Annotated in this window: 17 protein-coding genes; 13 read left to right on the plus strand and 4 right to left on the minus strand. The window is 60.8% G+C overall.

What is annotated here, in order from left to right:
* Nucleotides 1-29: 29 nt before the first annotated feature.
* From sdhC to Q1B40_RS01940, 7 genes are all read left to right on the plus strand, one after another.
* Nucleotides 30-428 (plus strand): succinate dehydrogenase, cytochrome b556 subunit, encoded by a 399-nt coding sequence (gene sdhC / locus Q1B40_RS01910; RefSeq protein WP_299809179.1) that lies wholly within the window; start codon nt 30-32, stop codon nt 426-428.
* 10 nt (nt 429-438) lie between these two features.
* A complete protein-coding gene (gene sdhD / locus Q1B40_RS01915; RefSeq protein ID WP_068409049.1) occupies nt 439-822 on the plus strand; it encodes a succinate dehydrogenase, hydrophobic membrane anchor protein in 384 nt (127 codons plus the stop codon).
* A gap of 5 nt (nt 823-827) precedes the next feature.
* Nucleotides 828-2654: a succinate dehydrogenase flavoprotein subunit gene (sdhA, locus tag Q1B40_RS01920; RefSeq protein ID WP_299809195.1), complete on the plus strand. Its 1827-nt coding sequence runs from the start codon at nt 828-830 to the stop codon at nt 2652-2654.
* Between the two features lie 13 nt (nt 2655-2667).
* Nucleotides 2668-3510, plus strand: coding sequence for an FkbM family methyltransferase (locus Q1B40_RS01925; protein ID WP_299809198.1), 843 nt, complete (start codon nt 2668-2670; stop codon nt 3508-3510).
* 64 nt (nt 3511-3574) lie between these two features.
* Nucleotides 3575-4357 (plus strand): succinate dehydrogenase iron-sulfur subunit, encoded by a 783-nt coding sequence (locus tag Q1B40_RS01930; RefSeq protein ID WP_299809201.1) that lies wholly within the window; start codon nt 3575-3577, stop codon nt 4355-4357.
* A gap of 345 nt (nt 4358-4702) precedes the next feature.
* Nucleotides 4703-5347: a peptide-methionine (S)-S-oxide reductase MsrA gene (gene msrA, locus Q1B40_RS01935; protein ID WP_299809204.1), complete on the plus strand. Its 645-nt coding sequence runs from the start codon at nt 4703-4705 to the stop codon at nt 5345-5347.
* Between the two features lie 116 nt (nt 5348-5463).
* Entirely contained in the window at nt 5464-5985 is a 522-nt protein-coding gene (locus Q1B40_RS01940) for a hypothetical protein (protein ID WP_299809207.1), read from the plus strand.
* A gap of 18 nt (nt 5986-6003) precedes the next feature.
* On the opposite strand, the gene Q1B40_RS01945 is transcribed toward Q1B40_RS01940, so the two are convergent.
* From Q1B40_RS01945 to Q1B40_RS01960, 4 genes are all read right to left on the minus strand, one after another.
* Complete coding sequence (locus Q1B40_RS01945; RefSeq protein ID WP_299809210.1) at nt 6004-6720, minus strand: outer membrane beta-barrel protein; 717 nt, start codon at nt 6718-6720, stop codon at nt 6004-6006.
* 78 nt (nt 6721-6798) lie between these two features.
* Nucleotides 6799-8688 carry a DNA helicase RecQ gene (recQ, locus tag Q1B40_RS01950; RefSeq protein WP_299809213.1) on the minus strand — a complete coding sequence of 630 codons (1890 nt, stop codon included), beginning with the start codon at nt 8686-8688 and terminating at the stop codon, nt 6799-6801.
* Between the two features lie 136 nt (nt 8689-8824).
* Entirely contained in the window at nt 8825-9718 is an 894-nt protein-coding gene (locus tag Q1B40_RS01955) for a GNAT family N-acetyltransferase (RefSeq protein WP_299809216.1), read from the minus strand.
* Nucleotides 9719-9837: 119 nt separating this feature from the next.
* A complete protein-coding gene (locus Q1B40_RS01960; RefSeq protein WP_299809218.1) occupies nt 9838-10215 on the minus strand; it encodes an MAPEG family protein in 378 nt (125 codons plus the stop codon).
* A gap of 336 nt (nt 10216-10551) precedes the next feature.
* On the opposite strand from Q1B40_RS01960, the gene Q1B40_RS01965 reads away from it, so the two are divergent.
* The 6 genes from Q1B40_RS01965 (at nt 10552) to sucD (ending at nt 17013) form a co-directional block, all read left to right on the plus strand.
* Nucleotides 10552-11049, plus strand: coding sequence for a protease inhibitor Inh/omp19 family protein (locus tag Q1B40_RS01965; protein ID WP_299809220.1), 498 nt, complete (start codon nt 10552-10554; stop codon nt 11047-11049).
* Nucleotides 11050-11125: 76 nt separating this feature from the next.
* Nucleotides 11126-11905 carry a hypothetical protein gene (locus Q1B40_RS01970; protein WP_299809223.1) on the plus strand — a complete coding sequence of 260 codons (780 nt, stop codon included), beginning with the start codon at nt 11126-11128 and terminating at the stop codon, nt 11903-11905.
* Between the two features lie 634 nt (nt 11906-12539).
* Nucleotides 12540-13697, plus strand: a complete 1158-nt coding sequence (zapE, locus tag Q1B40_RS01975; RefSeq protein WP_299812493.1) for a cell division protein ZapE — start codon at nt 12540-12542, stop codon at nt 13695-13697.
* A 173-nt stretch (nt 13698-13870) separates the two neighbouring features.
* Nucleotides 13871-14833, plus strand: coding sequence for a malate dehydrogenase (gene mdh, locus Q1B40_RS01980; protein WP_299809226.1), 963 nt, complete (start codon nt 13871-13873; stop codon nt 14831-14833).
* 71 nt (nt 14834-14904) lie between these two features.
* Complete coding sequence (sucC, locus tag Q1B40_RS01985; RefSeq protein ID WP_299809229.1) at nt 14905-16104, plus strand: ADP-forming succinate--CoA ligase subunit beta; 1200 nt, start codon at nt 14905-14907, stop codon at nt 16102-16104.
* Nucleotides 16105-17013 (plus strand): succinate--CoA ligase subunit alpha, encoded by a 909-nt coding sequence (gene sucD, locus Q1B40_RS01990; protein ID WP_299809232.1) that lies wholly within the window; start codon nt 16105-16107, stop codon nt 17011-17013.
* Nucleotides 17014-17029: the final 16 nt, after the last annotated feature.

Below are 17029 nucleotides of genomic sequence, written 5' to 3' on the forward strand. Positions count from 1 at the left end.
GATCCAGCGTCGTACGGGAGAGGAATTCCATGTCGAACGCCGATCTGCGGGGCAACCGCCCGCTGTCGCCCCATCTTCAGATTTATAAACCCATTCTGACGATGGTTATGTCGATCCTGCACCGCATCACGGGCGCGGCGCTTTATTTCGGCACGATTCTTCTGGCCTGGTGGCTGATCGCCGCCGCGGCCGGCCCGTCCCACTTCGATTTCGTCAACGATATATACGGCTCCATCCTGGGCCGGCTGGTCCTGTTCGGCTTCACCTGGGCACTGGTGCATCACATGCTCGGCGGCCTCCGTCACCTGATCTGGGCCATGGGCTCCGGATTCGGCAAGGAAGCCCGGGAATGGATGGCCAGGGCCACCATCATCGGTTCCGTTTCCCTGACCCTGGTCCTCTGGGTCATCGGTTACCTGGTTCGTTAAGGAGAGCGTCATGAAAGATTTGCGCACACCGCTGAACAAGGTCCGTGGCCTCGGCTCCGCCAAGGAAGGCACCGATCATTACTGGAAGCAGCATGTCACCGCTTTCGCCAATGTCTTCTTGATCAGCTTTTTCGTGATCATGGTGATCGCGATGCAGGGGTCCACCCATGCCGAGGTCATCGACACGCTGAAAAACCCGCTGGTCTCGATCGTCCTGCTTCTGGTGATCCTCTCCGGTGTCTATCACATGAAGCTCGGCATGCAGGTGATCATCGAGGATTACGTGCATGGCGAAGGCATCAAGTTCCTTTCCCTGATGCTGAACTCCTTCTTCTGCGTCTTTATCGGTTTCGGCTGCATCTTCGCAGTGCTCAAGATTGGCTTTGGAGGCTGACCCGGATGGCCAAGACTTACGAATTCGTCGACCATACCTATGATGTTGTCGTTGTCGGCGCCGGTGGTGCAGGCCTGCGCGCGGCACTCGGTATGGCCGAGCAGGGCTTCAGGACCGCCTGCATCACCAAGGTCTTCCCGACCCGCTCGCACACGGTTGCCGCCCAGGGCGGCATCGCGGCCTCTCTCGTCAACATGACGCCGGACAGCTGGCAGTGGCACATGTACGACACGGTGAAAGGCTCCGACTGGCTCGGCGATACCGATGCCATGGAATACCTTGCCCGTGAAGCTCCGAAAGCCGTTTACGAGCTGGAACACTACGGCGTGCCCTTCTCGCGCACCGAGGAAGGCACGATCTACCAGCGTCCCTTCGGCGGCCATATGCAGAATTTCGGTGAAGGTCCCCCCGTACAGCGCACCTGCGCCGCGGCCGACCGCACCGGTCATGCCATCCTGCACACGCTTTACGGCCAGTCCCTGCGCCACAACGCGGAATTCTATATCGAGTATTTCGCGCTCGACCTGATCATGTCAGACGACGGTGTCTGCCAGGGCGTGATCGCCTGGAACCTCGACGACGGCACGATGCACCGCTTCGCTGCCAAGACAGTGGTCCTGGCAACCGGAGGCTACGGCCGGGCCTTCTTCTCGGCAACCTCCGCTCATACCTGCACCGGCGACGGCGGCGGCATGGTGGCGCGCGCAGGCCTGCCGCTTCAGGACATGGAATTCGTCCAGTTCCACCCGACCGGCATCTACGGCTCCGGCTGCCTGATCACCGAAGGCGCGCGCGGCGAAGGCGGCTATCTGGTCAACTCCGAGGGCGAGCGCTTCATGGAGCGCTACGCGCCGTCGGCCAAGGATCTGGCGTCCCGCGACGTTGTCTCCCGCTGCATGACCATGGAGATCCGCGAAGGCCGCGGCGTCGGGCCGAAAAAGGACCATATCTTCCTGCACCTGGATCACCTCGATCCGGCGCTGCTGGCTGAACGTCTGCCGGGCATCTCCGAATCGGCGAAGATTTTCGCCGGCGTGGACCTGACCAAGGAACCGATCCCGGTCCTGCCGACCGTTCACTACAACATGGGCGGCATTCCGACCAACTACTGGGGCGAGGTGCTGAACGCGGATGGTGACAATCCGACCCGCATCCAGCCGGGCCTGATGGCCGTCGGCGAAGCTGCCTGCGCTTCCGTCCACGGCGCCAACCGCCTTGGCTCGAACTCCCTGACCGACCTTGTGGTGTTCGGACGTGCCGCCGCCATTAGGGCGGGTCAGGTGATCGACCGGAAAGCCGCCATACCGACACCGAACGAGGCGAGCTGCGACAAGATCATGGAGCGCTTCGACAGTCTCAGGAATGCCAACGGCACGATCCCGACGGCGGACCTGCGCGACAAGATGCAGCACGCCATGCAGGAGGACGCTGCCGTCTTCCGCACCCAGGAAAGCCTGTCGCAGGGTTGCAAGCGTCTGTCCGAGATCTGGGGAGAGCGCAAGGACCTCAAGGTGACCGACCGGTCGCTGATCTGGAATTCCGATCTGGTGGAAACGCTGGAGCTGGAAAACCTGCTGGCCAACGCGATCACCACCGTCTACGGCGCCGAAGCCCGCAAGGAAAGCCGCGGCGCCCATGCGCGCGAGGACTTCAAGGACGGCCCGTTCTCCGGCCGCGACGACGTGAACTGGCGCAAGCACACGCTGGCCTGGGTAAATGAAGCCGGTGACATCAAGCTGGACTACCGCCCGGTCGTGACCGATCCGCTGACCACCTTGGAAGAAGGTGGTATCGACCCGAAGAAGATCGCGCCGAAAGCGCGCGTCTACTGACGGGAGGGGGCGGTTGAGCGAGGCAGCAACACTTCTGGACACAAGAAGTCCGTTCGGCACCTATCCGGTCGAACGGATGGTCCGTGCTGCCTGGCGCCTGGCCGACCGGCATGAACTGTCCAAGGGGCTGCGCATCCGCATCCGCGCTCTGGTCGCACGGCTTTTCAGGGGGCCTTACGATCTGGAGGCGGACGGTCTGAAATTCCGCATCTATCCGGGCGAGAATTACGACGACCGCAAGATCCTGTCCAAGGGGCGCTTGCCGGAACGCGAAGAACACAGGCTGATCGCGCCTCATCTGGGCGAGGGCAAGGTGTTCGTCGATGTCGGCGCCAATATCGGCTCTTACGCGATCTTCGCCGCCGGTCTCGGCGCGCAGGTGGTCGCGATAGAGGCCAATCCGCAGACGGCGGACAAACTGACGTTCAATGTGCGGGCCAACGATCTGCTGGACAGTGTGACGGTCGTCCGCTCGGCCGTCGGCCCGCGCGACGACACGCTGCCCTTGTGGCAGGAGCCGAGCAATTGCGGCTTTGCCACCTTCGTCAAGGACCTGACCACCGGAGAGTGGGCGGGCGACTGGACGCCGACTTTCGTGAAAGTCCGGCCGCTGACAGCCCTGTCCGACGAACTGGGTCTGCGCAAGATCGACGTATTGAAAGTGGATGTGGAAGGGTTCGAGGACCGTGTGGTGCTTCCCTTCCTGCGGCACGTGGACAGGGACCTCTGGCCCCGTGTGATCCTTCTTGAAACCAACTGCCGGCCCTACTGGACCGAGGATTGCCTGAGCGAACTGGCAAACCGGGGCTACCAGGTGACCGGCCGAACGAATGACAACATGGTCTTCGAGCTTTGATCTCGAGCCAGAAGACCAACCGGCCCGGACGCGAAACCAGGGCCCAACGCGGAGCAGTAACGACATGGTTCAGCTGACGCTTCCCCGGAACTCCCAGGTGACGGAAGGCAAGGTGTGGGACAAGCCGGAAGGCGCAACCAACCTGCGTGAGTACCGCATTTACCGCTGGAACCCGGACGACGGGCGCAACCCCCGGGTAGATACCTATTTCATCGACGCGGACGACTGCGGCCCCATGGTTCTGGACGGCCTGATCTTCATCAAGAACAAGATCGACCCGACCCTGACGTTCCGCCGGTCCTGCCGGGAAGGCATCTGCGGGTCCTGCGCGATGAACATCGACGGCACCAACACCCTGGCCTGCACGAAGGGCATGGACGAGGTCGCCGCCGACGTGGTCAAGATCTACCCGCTGCCGCACATGCCGGTGGTGAAGGATCTCGTGCCGGACCTGACGCGCTTTTACGCCCAGCATCGCTCCATCGAGCCGTGGCTCCAGACCGTGTCGCCGCCGCCGGAAAAAGAGTGGCTTCAGTCGCACGAGGACCGGGTGAAGCTGGACGGTCTGTATGAGTGCATCCTGTGTGCCTGCTGCTCGACGTCCTGCCCGTCCTACTGGTGGAACGGCGACCGCTATCTCGGCCCGGCAGTCCTGCTTCAGGCCTACCGCTGGCTGATCGACAGCCGCGACGAGGCGACCGGCAAGCGCCTGGACGATCTGGAAGATCCGTTCCGCCTCTACCGCTGCCACACCATCATGAACTGCTCCCAGGCTTGCCCGAAGGGTCTCAACCCTGCCAAGGCAATCGCCGAGATCAAGAAGATGATGGTCGAACGCCGGGTCTGATCCTGTCGAAAACCCAAGAGCTTGAAAGGCCGTCCTTCGGGGCGGCCTTTTTTTGTTCCAGAGGTTCGACAGGCCACATGGCCGGCGCATCACCTGCCGCCTCATGCGGGCACCGGTTTTGCGTGGTGAACCCGCAAGTACCGGGAAGGGCAGGTTCCACAAACCCATTCCTGCAGCACCGGCATCGACCGGCAGGCAGTCTTGTGACACGCTGCCTCTTACGGTGGGAAAGCCATGGAACCGCTCACGTTGGCTTCACACTCTTGTGCGGGGAAGCGCAAGGGAGTTGAGTTGTCTCGGCGCGCGAATGGCTTACCTCTTAACGCAATTGATGGAGGATCCTACATGAAGCGCCTTTTGCCGCTATCTGTCTTCGCCGCTCTTGCAGCAGCAACTCCCTATACACAGGCGCAGGCGGAAACCGCGATCCTTGCCGGTGGATGTTTCTGGTGCGTGGAATCGGATCTGGAAGCCCTTCCCGGCGTGCGCGAAGTCGTCTCGGGGTATGCCGGCGGAACGACGCAGAACCCGACCTACAAGGATTACGAGCGGGGCGGTCACCGGGAGGTGGTGAAAGTCGATTTCGACGAAAGCCGGATCAGCTATGGCGATCTGGTCGGAATTTTTCTGCGAACGATCGACGTGACGGATGCGGGCGGTCAGTTCTGCGATCGCGGCCATGGGTATTCCTCGGCGCTCTATCCGCTGGACGCGGCACAGGCAAAACAGGCCGAGGCGGAAATTGCCCTGGCGCGCAAGACACTCGGGTCAAAGGTCGTCACTCCTGTCGAACAGCCGGCAGTCTTCTGGCCGGCCGAAGACTATCATCAGAACTATTACAAGAGCGACGTGCGCACGCTGACACGCTTCGGGTATGTCTCGCGGGCCGATGCCTACAAGGGCTATCGCAAGGCCTGTGGTCGCGACGCACGGGTTAAATCCGTCTGGGGCGCTGAGGCTTTTGAAGGGTTGCCGAAGTCGGGGTCTTGAGGCACTTTCGCGCCCGAATCTGGCCGGATCTGGCGCGATACGACATTAAAATTTGCCGTTGAGGAATTTGTGACCTACATTTTTGCGGGTGGGCTCGCGTCTGGAAGGACGGTGTCATGCTTGGTTTGTTTGGAAGTCCCTCATTAAGGGAGCCGGAATTCATTTCGGAACTCAGAGCTGTCGAAACGGAAGACCGACTTCGCTTGAAGACCGCCGGCTTGCTGGAAGCCGCCGGGCTGGAGATCCGCGACACCAACACACCGACCGAGTTTGCCGCCGCGGCCACTGTCGCGATCATGAGGCTGGTGCTCGCGACAGCCGAACGCGACTTTGACGATCTGTCGTTCGAAAACCGGTTCGTGACCGGTCTCTTCGGGTTTCTCATGGCACATGACCTGTCCCGGCGGACCAATGCCGATCTGGGGGTCGTGCTGGGCATTGCCGGTCTCGATCTCTTCTCGCGTGAGGAAATCGACCAGATCTACACCCTCGGCAAGTCCTACCGGCGCCTGCGTCAGCATCGCCAGATCCATCTGGCCTTGCGTGAGGTCATCAGCGGGTTCCTTGCACACCCCAGCGCGGAGACCCTGGACGACCTTGCTGGCGTCTATCAATTGTGCCTGCGCGGGGACGGCTGAAGCGGATCGGTGAGGCGATCAGTATCGGTAGCCAAGGCCGAGATTGAACACGTCGATATTGTTGCTTGCCGTCATGATCGTCGAAAGCTCATTCATGTTGAACTGGATATCGTCAAACCGGAAGTGCTTGTAGTCGGCGCGCGCGAAAAACCCGTCGTTGATCCGGGCCTCGACCCCGCCGCCGAGCACCAGTGCAAGGGCTGTTTTGGAATAGGAGGATTCCAGCATGCGCGCCGGCGGCGGTGAAAACATATCGTCTTCCGCGAGCATGGCCCGTGTTTCGTGGTCCACCTGCAGGCGTCCATAGCCGACCCCGGCGGAAACATATGGCATGAACCTACCGGCATCGAAGCCGAGACGGACGGTTCCCGAACTCAGCCACTTGCCCTGCACGGAAAGATCTTTCGACGCGTCGCTGCGAAAATTGGTGACCATGCCCTCCAGATGAGCGCCCAGAACCAGCTGGTTGAACTGGTGATCGTAGCCGACCGAACCGCCGAATACCCCGGACCGCTCAAAATTGCTTTCCTTGTTCGTATTATATCTGGACTCCGCGGTGCCCGAGACGTTCAAAAACGCACCGCCGGCAAAAAGAACGCCGCTGAAGCCGGACCAGTCGGAACGCTCCAGGCGAAGATGTTCCACAGTGCCGAAGGTGGCGACAGGCACATCCGCTGCCAAAGCGGAAGCAGTAGAACCAAGAAGAAACAACCCGAAAACAGTTGCGATGCGCATTTGTAAACCCCCACGAAAGCTCAGCCTGAGTCTTTCATATCGCGAAAAGGGTCAATGCTTCGTTAAGGTTAACAGTCTTCAAACGCCTGCTTCGAAAGCCTCGACGAGATCAAGGAATGCCTCGCCGTATTTCTCCAGCTTCGACTGGCCGACGCCGGATACTGCAAGCAGCGCATCCTTGGTCACCGGACGCGCGGACGCAATACCGGCCAGGGTTGCATCCGGGAACACCACATAGGAGGGGACTTTCTGGTCGCGTGCGATCTGGGTCCTGAGGCGGCGCAACCGCTCGAACAGAAGCTTGTCTTCATGGTCGAGCTCGTCGGCGACCGAACCTGTGCGCGATGTGCGGGTCTTTTTCAACCCGGCCGCGTTGCGGTCCTTGCGCAGGGCAAGTGTTTCTTCGCCGCGCAGCACGGAGCGGGCCTTTTCCGTCAGGACGAGGGCGCCGAACTGGGTGTGATCGACGTCGACAAACCCTGCGGCGACGAGCTGTCGTGCGAGTGACTGCCAGGTCTTCTGCGCCACTTCCGCGCCGATGCCGAAGACCGACAGGGCGTCATGACCGAAGCGGGTGGTCTTCTCGTTGCTCTTGCCGAGCAGCACGTCGATGACATGACCGGTTCCGAAGCGCTGTCCGGTGCGGTAGATGGCCGACATGAACTTCTGCGCGGCTTCCGTTCCGTCCCAGGTTTCAACCGGCGACAGACAGGTATCGCAATTGCCGCAAGGCTTCGGGTAGGTCTCGCCGAAATGGGCCAGCAGCGCCTGGCGCCGGCAGCCCGAGGTCTCGCAAATGCCGAGCAAGGCGTTCAGCTTGGCGTTTTCCGCGCGTTTGACCTCGTCCGGAGCATCGCCTTCGGCAATCATGCGCCGCCGCTGCACCAGATCGGCCATGCCGTAGGCCATGAAGGCTTCCGCCGGAGCGCCGTCGCGGCCGGCCCGGCCCGTCTCCTGGTAATAGGCCTCGACGGAGGACGGCAGGTCCAGGTGCGCGACATAGCGCACGTCCGGCTTGTCGATCCCCATGCCGAAGGCGACGGTGGCCACGAGGCACAGGTCCTCCTCAAGCAGAAAAGCGTCCTGGTTGGCCGATCTCTCCTCGGCCGGCAGCCGCGCGTGATAGGGAAGCGCCCTGATGCCTTTCTCGGTAAGCCACGCGGCGATGTCCTCGACCTTCGCCCGCGACAGGCAATAGACGATGCCGCTTTCGTTTTCGTGCTTCTTCAGGAAATCCAGAAGCTGCTGACGCTGGTTGGTGCGCTCGACGATTTCGTAGCGGATGTTCGGCCGGTCGAAACTGGTCGAGAAGACTTCTGCGTCTTCAAGCTGCAGCCGCGCCAAGATGTCCTTTTGGGTGTGCGGGTCCGCCGTGGCGGTGAGCGCAACTCTCGGCACACCCGGATAGCGTTCCGACAGGCAGGACAGAGACAGGTATTCCGGCCGGAAGTCATGACCCCACTGGCTGACGCAATGGGCTTCATCGATGGCGAACAGGGATATTTCAAGCGTGTCGAGAAACCTGCGGAAGCTCTCGATGCTCAGCCGTTCGGGCGTCACGTAGAGCAGGTCGATCTCTCCACGCTGCAGTTCTGCGCGCAGGGTGGCCTGATCTTCAGGCGACAGCGTCGAGTTCATGGCGGCGGCGTTGACACCGGCAGCCTTGAGCGCGCCGACCTGATCCTTCATCAGCGCGATCAGCGGCGAAACGACGATACCGACGCCGCGCCGGCAAAGCGCCGGGATCTGGAAGCACAGGGATTTGCCGGCCCCGGTCGGAAACAGCACGACCGCGTCCTTGCCGTCGACCAGAGTGTCGATGACGGCCTGCTGCTTGCCGCGAAAACTGCTGTATCCGAAGACTTTCTGCAGCACGGCGAGCGGCTTCGGCTCCGCGCGGATCTGCGGAGCGGCGGGAGGCTGAAGTGGAGCGACTTCATCCGCGGCGGCCGCGGGCGAAACAGACATGGGGCAGCGGGTTCCTTTGAGTTTCCCGAACCATGTCTTATTCGCGCCAGAAGGGCAATCTGCGCCTGTGGATGACCCCGGTCTTTGCCAGGAAAAACTTTTCCTTTGCCAGGGAAAACTTTTCTGGCAATCGCTTCTAGAATTCCGCGTCCGGATCGTTGGCCAGGGTCTCGGCGCAATGGATGCGCATCTGCTCCGTCAGCTCGCCAAGGTCGCCCTGCAGCCGTTCCGGCCGGATGGGTTTGCCGAAATGCACGTTGAACTTGGCGTTTTTCTTGTTGAGCAGCTCATTGAAGACCGTCATGTCGCGCAATTCGGTCGACACCCTGGCGAGGAAATAAAAAAGCCCGGAATTACGCCCGCCCATATGCATCGGGATGATCGGCGCCTTGTTCTTGCGGGCGAGTGCAAGGGCGGAACTCATCCACGGGCGTTCGGTCAGTTTGCCGCCATGCCAGTAGGCAAGCCGCCCGGAAGGAAACAGCACCACCACCCGCTCCTTGCTGAAGGCGGAAGATGCGATCTTCAGTGTTTCCTTGGATTTTTCCCGGCTCTTGAAATCCGCTCGCCATTCGACAGGAATGATCATCTCGGCAAGGCGCGGGTTGATGCGGATGGCGTCGCGATTGGCGAAGATCGCCAGATCGTCGCGCCGGGCCTTGATCGCGTCATAAAGAACGATGCCGTCGGCGATGCCGGTCGGATGGTTGGACACCAGCACGACGGGGCCTTCGCTCGGCACGCGCTCAAGTCCGAGCGTCGTGACGTCCAGCTTCAAAAGATCGCTCAGATGGGAAAAAACGTCGAGCGCGTTCATCGGGGCAATCGTGTCGGCCATCTTGACCGCGGACTTGTAGCGCAGGAAATTATGCGCGAAGGGTCTGATGAACGGCCACCACGGGCTCGCCATCACCAGTTTTCCGCGCTCCGCGATCAGAGTATCGACGATATGTTGCTCGGCAAGTTGCCGCTGGGCAGCAGATTGGGGGCGTGCCGACGGAGCATCCGTCGTCTGATCTGTCGTCCGCACAATGCACCTCTGCCTACCGAAAAACCACTTTACTCTTTTGCATCGTTAACGAAATCGGTTCACTGGTGCAAATGCTGCTTGGACTATTTTTCTGGTTTCGCCATGCCCCGGAGGGCCCGTCAGCTCCACAAGGAACTGGTGAACAGCGCCACGATGGTGAAGAAAGATGCCGCCCAGGCGAGAGAACGCGGGTTGGCCCGTCCGGCCCAGTAACAGGCGATATAGATGAGCCTGAGCGCAACGAACAGGACGGCAAGACGGTCTATCCAGCCCGGGTCTGCACCCTGGCTCATGGCAACGAAAACAGCGACGGCGAAAAACGGGAAAGCTTCAAATCCGTTTGCCTGCGCACCTTGCGCCCGCGCCCGGAACCCCTGGCGCCAATAGTCCTGGTCTCTCGGATTGGCATTGTCGTAATCCTTGCTCAGCTTGGCTGGAAACACGGACAGAACGGGCAGGATTGCGGCAATCAGCACACACCACAAGGCGATCGGCATGAATTCTTTCCTCAGTCTGGACGGCCGGCGAAATGGACCTGCGAGTGATATATCCTGACAGAGATCAGGGTTGAAGTCCCCATATGTAAAGGCAGGGAAAGCGCCGCAAGCGTATCGTCCGGATGCGCCAGGAGCATTTCCTCACTATATGGGCGGAGTTATTTGGGCACAGATCTGCACCCAGACCCGGAATGAGGGTCGAAAAAGCCGGTTCCATGGGACAAAATCCCGGGGTTTTGGATTTTCGACAAATTCTGGGCTAAGGATGCATTCATTATGGACCGAAAGGTGAGGGACTGATTCGTCATGATGCGCGCGGGAAAACTTGTTTTGGTCTTGGGACTGGTTGTCCTGGCCGCCGGATGCCAGCGGTTCTCCGGAGGACGGAATTACGCAGCGCCGTTGCCCGCGACCCCGACCACGCCGGTTGGTGCCGGAACTCTGGCCCCGCTCGATCCCAATGCGCCGCAGGTCGGCACCGCCGGACTGGATCCGGCAGCGGCCCCGGCGGATCTTGCCAGCAACCCTGTTGCCGCGCCGTCCGGCGCCCAGGATATTGGCAGGACTGATCTACTTGGCGGATGGGAGCTGTCCTCCGCGGGCGAAAATTGCAAGGCCTTCATGACCCTGACGACATGGTCCGGCGGCTACCGTGCAAATACCAGAGGTTGCGCTTCTCCGGGTCTGACAGGCATTGCCGCCTGGGACCTGAACGGCAACCAGGTGGTCTTGAAGGACGGTACCGGAGTGATCGTCGCGCAGCTCTATTCCAGCGCTCCCGGGCGGTTCGACGGCCAGACTTCCACCGGATCGCCGATCTCCCTCTACCGTTAACAAGCATCGGTATTTTTTACTGGACAATGCTCGCTATGGGTGTACATTTTGCTCAGCTATCGGAAAGGCTGTGCAAATGTCGAAATATGAACCGTTGCGGGAACATCTGGCGCGTCTGGAGGATGTGGTCTGGGCTGCGAAGCTGAATGAGGTCGAACAGATTATCGGCACTTCGCTTCCCAAGAGCGCCCGGGAACATCGTACATGGTGGGCCAATTCCGGTGGCAGTCTGGTTCATCAGAATGCCTGGCTCGACGCCGGCTGGCGGGTAGAGCGCACGGACCTGATGCGCGACGTGATCGTCTTCCGGCGCCTCAGGATTGGCGGCACGGTGATCGCCGGCCAATCGTCCCGGTCGGATCAGGGCGTGAGAAATCCCCAGCGCCTTGCGGAAAAACGCCTGGCGAAGGAACTGGCGGCGCTGCGGCAACCGACCACCGTGACGCTTCGCTCCGAATGGGTTACGCTCGGCGACGTCCAAAGAACGCCGTGTTCGAGCGCTGCCATTCCCTCGGACGCCGGTGTGCTGCGGTTCGCAGCCATGAACGGCGATGACGTCGTCACGGCCCTTGTCGCAGCCGGCTCCGTCCAGCAAGTCTACCGGAGCCTGCGCCTGCGTACCACGGGCAAGGAAAACGGTGACGATAGCGGCTTCGGTGCCGCGCTTCTGGAAAAAGCCGGCTTCGACCCCAAGGCGCCGATCGAATGCGACGTCGTCAAACCCGGCAACGCCTGGCTCCTGACAGACGGCCGCGGCCGCAAGGCCAACCTGGACGACACGGATGAACGCCACCTCGTCGCCCAACTGCTCTACATCCAGGAACTGCAGAACGGCCGCAAATCGGTGCTGATGTAGCGCTGGGTGATGCTCCAGGAGGATGTATCTGGGGGAGTGCCCGGCTGCGCCAGCAATTGAGTGAGCCGGTGTGTTATACGTCTCAGACAGCTCGTAAACATTCAGCTCTGTTGAGCAAAGAGAGAGGCTGAGCGCTTCCCACAGGGGCGTCATTCCGGACAAGTGAGACGCAAGTCGAACGCAGATCCGGAACCCAGCGCATCAGCGCGAGCGTGAGCGAGCACAAGTTTTATTCATTCATCGCTTTGGAATAAGGCCGCGCCTGCGGCGCGAATGATGCGCCGGGTTCCGGGTCGTCGCGCAGCTTTTGCTGCACTTGCCCGGAATGACGTCCGTGAGTGAAGCGCTCAGTTTCTTCATTCGCTCAACAGAGCTCGTGATTGAGTTGAAAGATTTGTCAGCAGCTCGAGGCGTCTCCCCGAGGTCCTCATGCCTGTGCAGGCATCCACCGCATAATCTGTCGCCCGCCTGAACACCTTGCTTTTCAATCGGTTAAAACCGCTGCGTCTGCCTTGGAGAAGTGCGTAAGACCATATCATGGCTTGCATCTGCGGCGTTTTGACCTTATTCCGCCGTGCAACTGGATTAACTCGCGACCCCATGAGTTCTCATGGAGGGAGTATCGCTGTTGAAGATGGAACTGCCGGTCAACCGCGCGATGAGCGCCCGCTACGACGCGCTGATCGCATCCGGCGAGATTTCGGAAGACCCTGTCCAGCGGCAGGCGGTTCGCCAGCTCGACCTCCTCAATACCCGTCTTGCGGAAACCCGGCTCGCGTCGAAGAAGAGTTCGCTTGGCTGGCTGTTCGCCAACAAGAAGAACCAGCTCTGGTCCGCAGTGCAGGGGCTTTACATGTGGGGTGGCGTCGGACGCGGCAAAACCATGCTGATGGATCTCTTTTACGAGGTCACGGTGATCCGCCGCAAACGCCGGGTGCATTTTCACGAATTCATGAGCGACGTGCACGAACGCATTCATGCCCACCGCCAGGCGCACAAGCGCGGTGAGGTAAAGGGTGACGATCCGATCCCGCCGGTTGCCGAGCAGATCGCCGAGGAAACCCGGCTGCTGCTCTTCGACGAGTTTTCCGTCACCGACATTGCCGATGCCATGATCCTGGGCCGCCTGTTCACCCAGCTGTTCGAGAAGGGCGTGATCGTGGTGGCGACATCGAATGTCGAGCCGACGAATCTTTACAAGGACGGGCTCAACCGCCAGCTGTTTGTGCCTTTCATCAAGATGCTGACCTCCAGGGTCGAGATCCTTCATCTGGATTCGCCGACCGACTACCGGCTGGAGAAGCTTGCCGGTGCTCCGGTCTATATCACTCCCCTCGGCGAGACGGCCGATGCGCGGATGGACGAGATCTGGACGAAGCTTACCCACGGAATGAAGCCGCATACCGCGGAACTGGAGAACAAGGGGCGCAGGATTGCCGTTCCCTGCGTGGCCGCCGGCGCGGCGCGGTTCACCTTTGATGACCTGTGCATGCAGCCGCTGGGCGCGAGCGACTATCTGCGCATCGTCCATGCCTTCAGCACCGTGTTCCTGGACAACGTGCCGGTCCTGTCGAAAGCCCGGCGCAATGAAGCCAAGCGATTTATCATCCTGATAGACACCTTCTACGACAATGGCATCAAGCTGATCGTCTCGGCGGAAGCGGAGCCCCAGAATCTCTACACCTCGGAGGACGGAACCGAAGCGTTCGAATTCGACAGGACGGCGTCCCGGTTGATCGAAATGCGGTCCGAGGCTTACCTTGCGGGAGAGAGGCCGGATACCCACGCATAGGTATATATTCCCTATAGGGCATGTATGGGGGCGGGAAGATATGAGAATTTTTGCCGGGCAGCGCGCAATAATCTTTTGGCGAGGTTGCGCGGGCGCGGCAAAGGGAGTAGTGCCATCGTCAGTCATTGGCGGATGGCATGGAGTTCCATCTTACGTAAAGGGAAACTTTTAAAATGGCGCGTAATAAAATTGCCTTGATCGGTTCCGGTCAGATCGGCGGAACGCTGGCACACCTGGCAGGTTTGAAGGAACTGGGAGACATCGTTCTCTTCGATATCGCGGAAGGTGTTCCGCAGGGCAAGGCGCTCGACCTGGCTGAATCCTCGCCGGTCGACGGCTTCGACTCCAAACTGGCAGGCGCCAACAGCTACGAGGCCATCGAAGGCTCCGACGTGATCATCGTCACCGCCGGCGTTCCTCGCAAGCCCGGCATGAGCCGCGACGATCTTCTGGAAATCAACCTGAAGGTCATGGAGCAGGTCGGTGCCGGCATTTCCAAATACGCGCCGAATGCATTTGTCATCTGCATCACCAATCCGCTCGACGCCATGGTCTGGGCGCTGCAGAAATTCTCCGGTCTGCCGAAGAACAAGGTCGTCGGCATGGCCGGCGTTCTCGACAGCTCGCGTTTCCGCTACTTCCTGGCGGAGGAATTCAACGTCTCCGTGGAAGACGTCACCGCGTTCGTTCTGGGCGGTCATGGCGACACCATGGTGCCGCTGACCCGTTACTCCACCGTTGCAGGCATCCCGCTTCCCGATCTGATCAAGATGGGCTGGTGCACCGCCGAACGTCTGGAAGAGATCGTCCAGCGCACCCGCGACGGCGGCGCGGAAATCGTCGGCCTCCTGAAGACCGGCTCCGCCTTCTACGCTCCGGCGGCTTCCGCCATCGCGATGGCGGAAAGCTACCTCAAGGACAAGAAGCGCGTCATGCCCTGCGCGGCTGCCCTCGACGGCCAGTATGGCCTGAAAGACACCTACGTCGGCGTTCCTGTCGTGATCGGTGCCGATGGTGTCGAGCGCATCATCGAGATCGATCTTCAGGGCGAAGAAAAAGGCAACTTCGACAAGTCAGTTGCATCGGTCAACGGTCTGGTCGAGGCCTGCAAGAAAATTCAGCCGGCGCTGGCATAAGCGGCGGTCCAATGGAATAGCGGCCGTTCCTTCCCCATGGAGGAACGGTTCTCCGACAACGGGGGAGACACATGAATATCCATGAATACCAGGCCAAGGCCGTGCTGAAGGAATTCGGCGCTCCGGTAGCCGAGGGCGTTGCGATCTTTTCAGCTGACGAAGCGGAAGCTGCTGCCAAGAGCCTTCCGGGCCCGCTCTGGGTCGTCAAGTCCCAGATCCACGCCGGCGGCCGCGGCAAAGGCAAGTTCAAGGAACTTCCCGCCGACGCCAAGGGCGGTGTCCGCCTGGCTTTCTCTCTGGATGAAGTCAAGTCGCACGCCCGGGAAATGCTCGGCAACACGCTGGTCACCAAGCAGACCGGTGACGCGGGCAAGGTCGTCAACCGTCTTTACATCGAAGACGGCGCGGACATCGAGCGCGAGCTTTATCTCTCCATCCTCGTCGACCGCACCGTCGGCCGCGCGGCCTTTGTCGTCTCCACCGAAGGTGGCATGGACATCGAGGCCGTTGCCGAAGAGACCCCGGAAAAGATCATCACCCTGCCGATCGATCCGGACGCCGGTGTGACCGCGGCAGACGCAGGCAAGCTCTGCGATGCGCTGGAGCTTTCCGGAGCCGCCCGCGAGGACGGCATGAAGCTCTTCCCGATCCTCTACAAGGCCTTTGTCGAAAAGGACATGAGCCTTCTGGAAGTCAACCCGCTGATCGTCATGAAGGACGGCCGCCTGCGCGTGCTCGACGCCAAGGTGTCCTTCGACGGCAACGCGCTTTTCCGGCATGACGACATCTTCGCCCTGCGCGACGAGACCGAAGAGGACGCCAAGGAGATCGAGGCGTCCAAATACGATCTCGCCTATGTTGCTCTCGACGGCGACATCGGCTGCATGGTCAACGGCGCAGGCCTTGCCATGGCGACCATGGACATCATCAAGCTCTACGGCGCCGAGCCTGCCAACTTCCTCGATGTCGGCGGCGGTGCTTCGAAAGAGAAGGTGACGGCGGCCTTCAAGATCATCACCTCCGATCCGAAGGTGAAGGGCATCCTGGTCAACATTTTCGGCGGCATCATGCGCTGCGACGTGATCGCGGAAGGCGTTGTTGCAGCCGTCAAGGAAGTCGGCCTGCAGGTCCCTCTCGTTGTCCGCCTGGAAGGCACCAACGTGGAACTCGGCAAGAAGATCATCAACGAGAGCGGTCTCAACGTGATCGCCGCCGATGACCTCGACGACGCCGCCCAGAAAATCGTGAAAGCCGTGAAGGAGGGCGCGTAAATGTCCATCCTCGTCAATAAAGACACGAAAATCATCGTTCAGGGCCTCACCGGCAAGACCGGTACGTTCCATACGGAACAGGCCCTTGAATACTACGGCACCAAGATGGTGGCCGGCGTTCATCCCAAGAAGGGCGGCGAAACCTGGTCTTCCGGTGTTGACAGCGCCGCCGAGCTGCCGATCTTCGCCACCGTCGGCGAAGCCAAGGAAGCCACCGGCGCCGATGCATCCGTGATCTACGTCCCGCCGGCAGGTGCCGGCGCGGCGATCATCGAGGCGATCGATGCGGAAGTTCCGTTCATCGTCTGCATCACCGAGGGCATCCCGGTGGCCGACATGATTAAGGTCAAGGCGAGACTGGACAAATCCAAGTCCCGCTTGCTTGGCCCGAACTGCCCGGGCATCCTGACCCCGGAAGAATGCAAGATCGGCATCATGCCGGGCTCCATCTTCAAGAAGGGCTCCGTCGGCGTTGTTTCGCGCTCCGGCACGCTGACCTACGAGGCCGTCTTCCAGACGTCCAATGCGGGTCTCGGCCAGACGACGGCCGTCGGCATCGGCGGCGATCCGGTCAAGGGCACCGAGTTCATCGACGTCCTGGAGATGTTCCTGGCCGACGACGAGACCAAGTCGATGATCATGATCGGCGAGATCGGTGGCTCTGCGGAAGAAGAAGCCGCGCAGTTCCTGATGGACGAGGCCAAGAAGGGCCGTTCGAAGCCGATGGCCGGTTTCATCGCCGGACGGACCGCACCTCCGGGCCGCACCATGGGCCATGCAGGTGCCGTGATTTCCGGCGGCAAGGGTGGTGCGGAAGACAAGATCGCGGCCATGGAAGAGGCCGGTATCAGGGTATCTCCTTCTCCTGCGAAGCTCGGCGAGACGCTTCTCGAGGTCTTGAAGGGTTGATATCCGGGAATTCTTT

Origin of the sequence: uncultured Roseibium sp. (assembly GCF_947496995.1) — a bacterium.
Lineage (GTDB): Bacteria > Pseudomonadota > Alphaproteobacteria > Rhizobiales > Stappiaceae > Roseibium.

Excerpts from the sequence above, each read along its gene's own strand:
- Q1B40_RS01930 (WP_299809201.1), top strand. The coding sequence starts at position 3,575 with ATGGTTCAGCTGACGCTTCCCCGGAACTCCCAGGTGACGGAAGGCAAG.
- Q1B40_RS01940 (WP_299809207.1), top strand. The coding sequence starts at position 5,464 with ATGCTTGGTTTGTTTGGAAGTCCCTCATTAAGGGAGCCGGAATTCATT.
- sdhA (WP_299809195.1), top strand. The coding sequence starts at position 828 with ATGGCCAAGACTTACGAATTCGTCGACCATACCTATGATGTTGTCGTT.
- sucC (WP_299809229.1), top strand. The coding sequence starts at position 14,905 with ATGAATATCCATGAATACCAGGCCAAGGCCGTGCTGAAGGAATTCGGC.
- sdhC (WP_299809179.1), top strand. The coding sequence starts at position 30 with ATGTCGAACGCCGATCTGCGGGGCAACCGCCCGCTGTCGCCCCATCTT.
- Q1B40_RS01970 (WP_299809223.1), top strand. The coding sequence starts at position 11,126 with ATGTCGAAATATGAACCGTTGCGGGAACATCTGGCGCGTCTGGAGGAT.
- recQ (WP_299809213.1), bottom strand. The coding sequence starts at position 8,688 with ATGTCTGTTTCGCCCGCGGCCGCCGCGGATGAAGTCGCTCCACTTCAG.
- sucD (WP_299809232.1), top strand. The coding sequence starts at position 16,105 with ATGTCCATCCTCGTCAATAAAGACACGAAAATCATCGTTCAGGGCCTC.
- sdhD (WP_068409049.1), top strand. The coding sequence starts at position 439 with ATGAAAGATTTGCGCACACCGCTGAACAAGGTCCGTGGCCTCGGCTCC.
- mdh (WP_299809226.1), top strand. The coding sequence starts at position 13,871 with ATGGCGCGTAATAAAATTGCCTTGATCGGTTCCGGTCAGATCGGCGGA.
- zapE (WP_299812493.1), top strand. The coding sequence starts at position 12,540 with ATGGAACTGCCGGTCAACCGCGCGATGAGCGCCCGCTACGACGCGCTG.
- Q1B40_RS01960 (WP_299809218.1), bottom strand. The coding sequence starts at position 10,215 with ATGCCGATCGCCTTGTGGTGTGTGCTGATTGCCGCAATCCTGCCCGTT.
- Q1B40_RS01945 (WP_299809210.1), bottom strand. The coding sequence starts at position 6,720 with ATGCGCATCGCAACTGTTTTCGGGTTGTTTCTTCTTGGTTCTACTGCT.
- msrA (WP_299809204.1), top strand. The coding sequence starts at position 4,703 with ATGAAGCGCCTTTTGCCGCTATCTGTCTTCGCCGCTCTTGCAGCAGCA.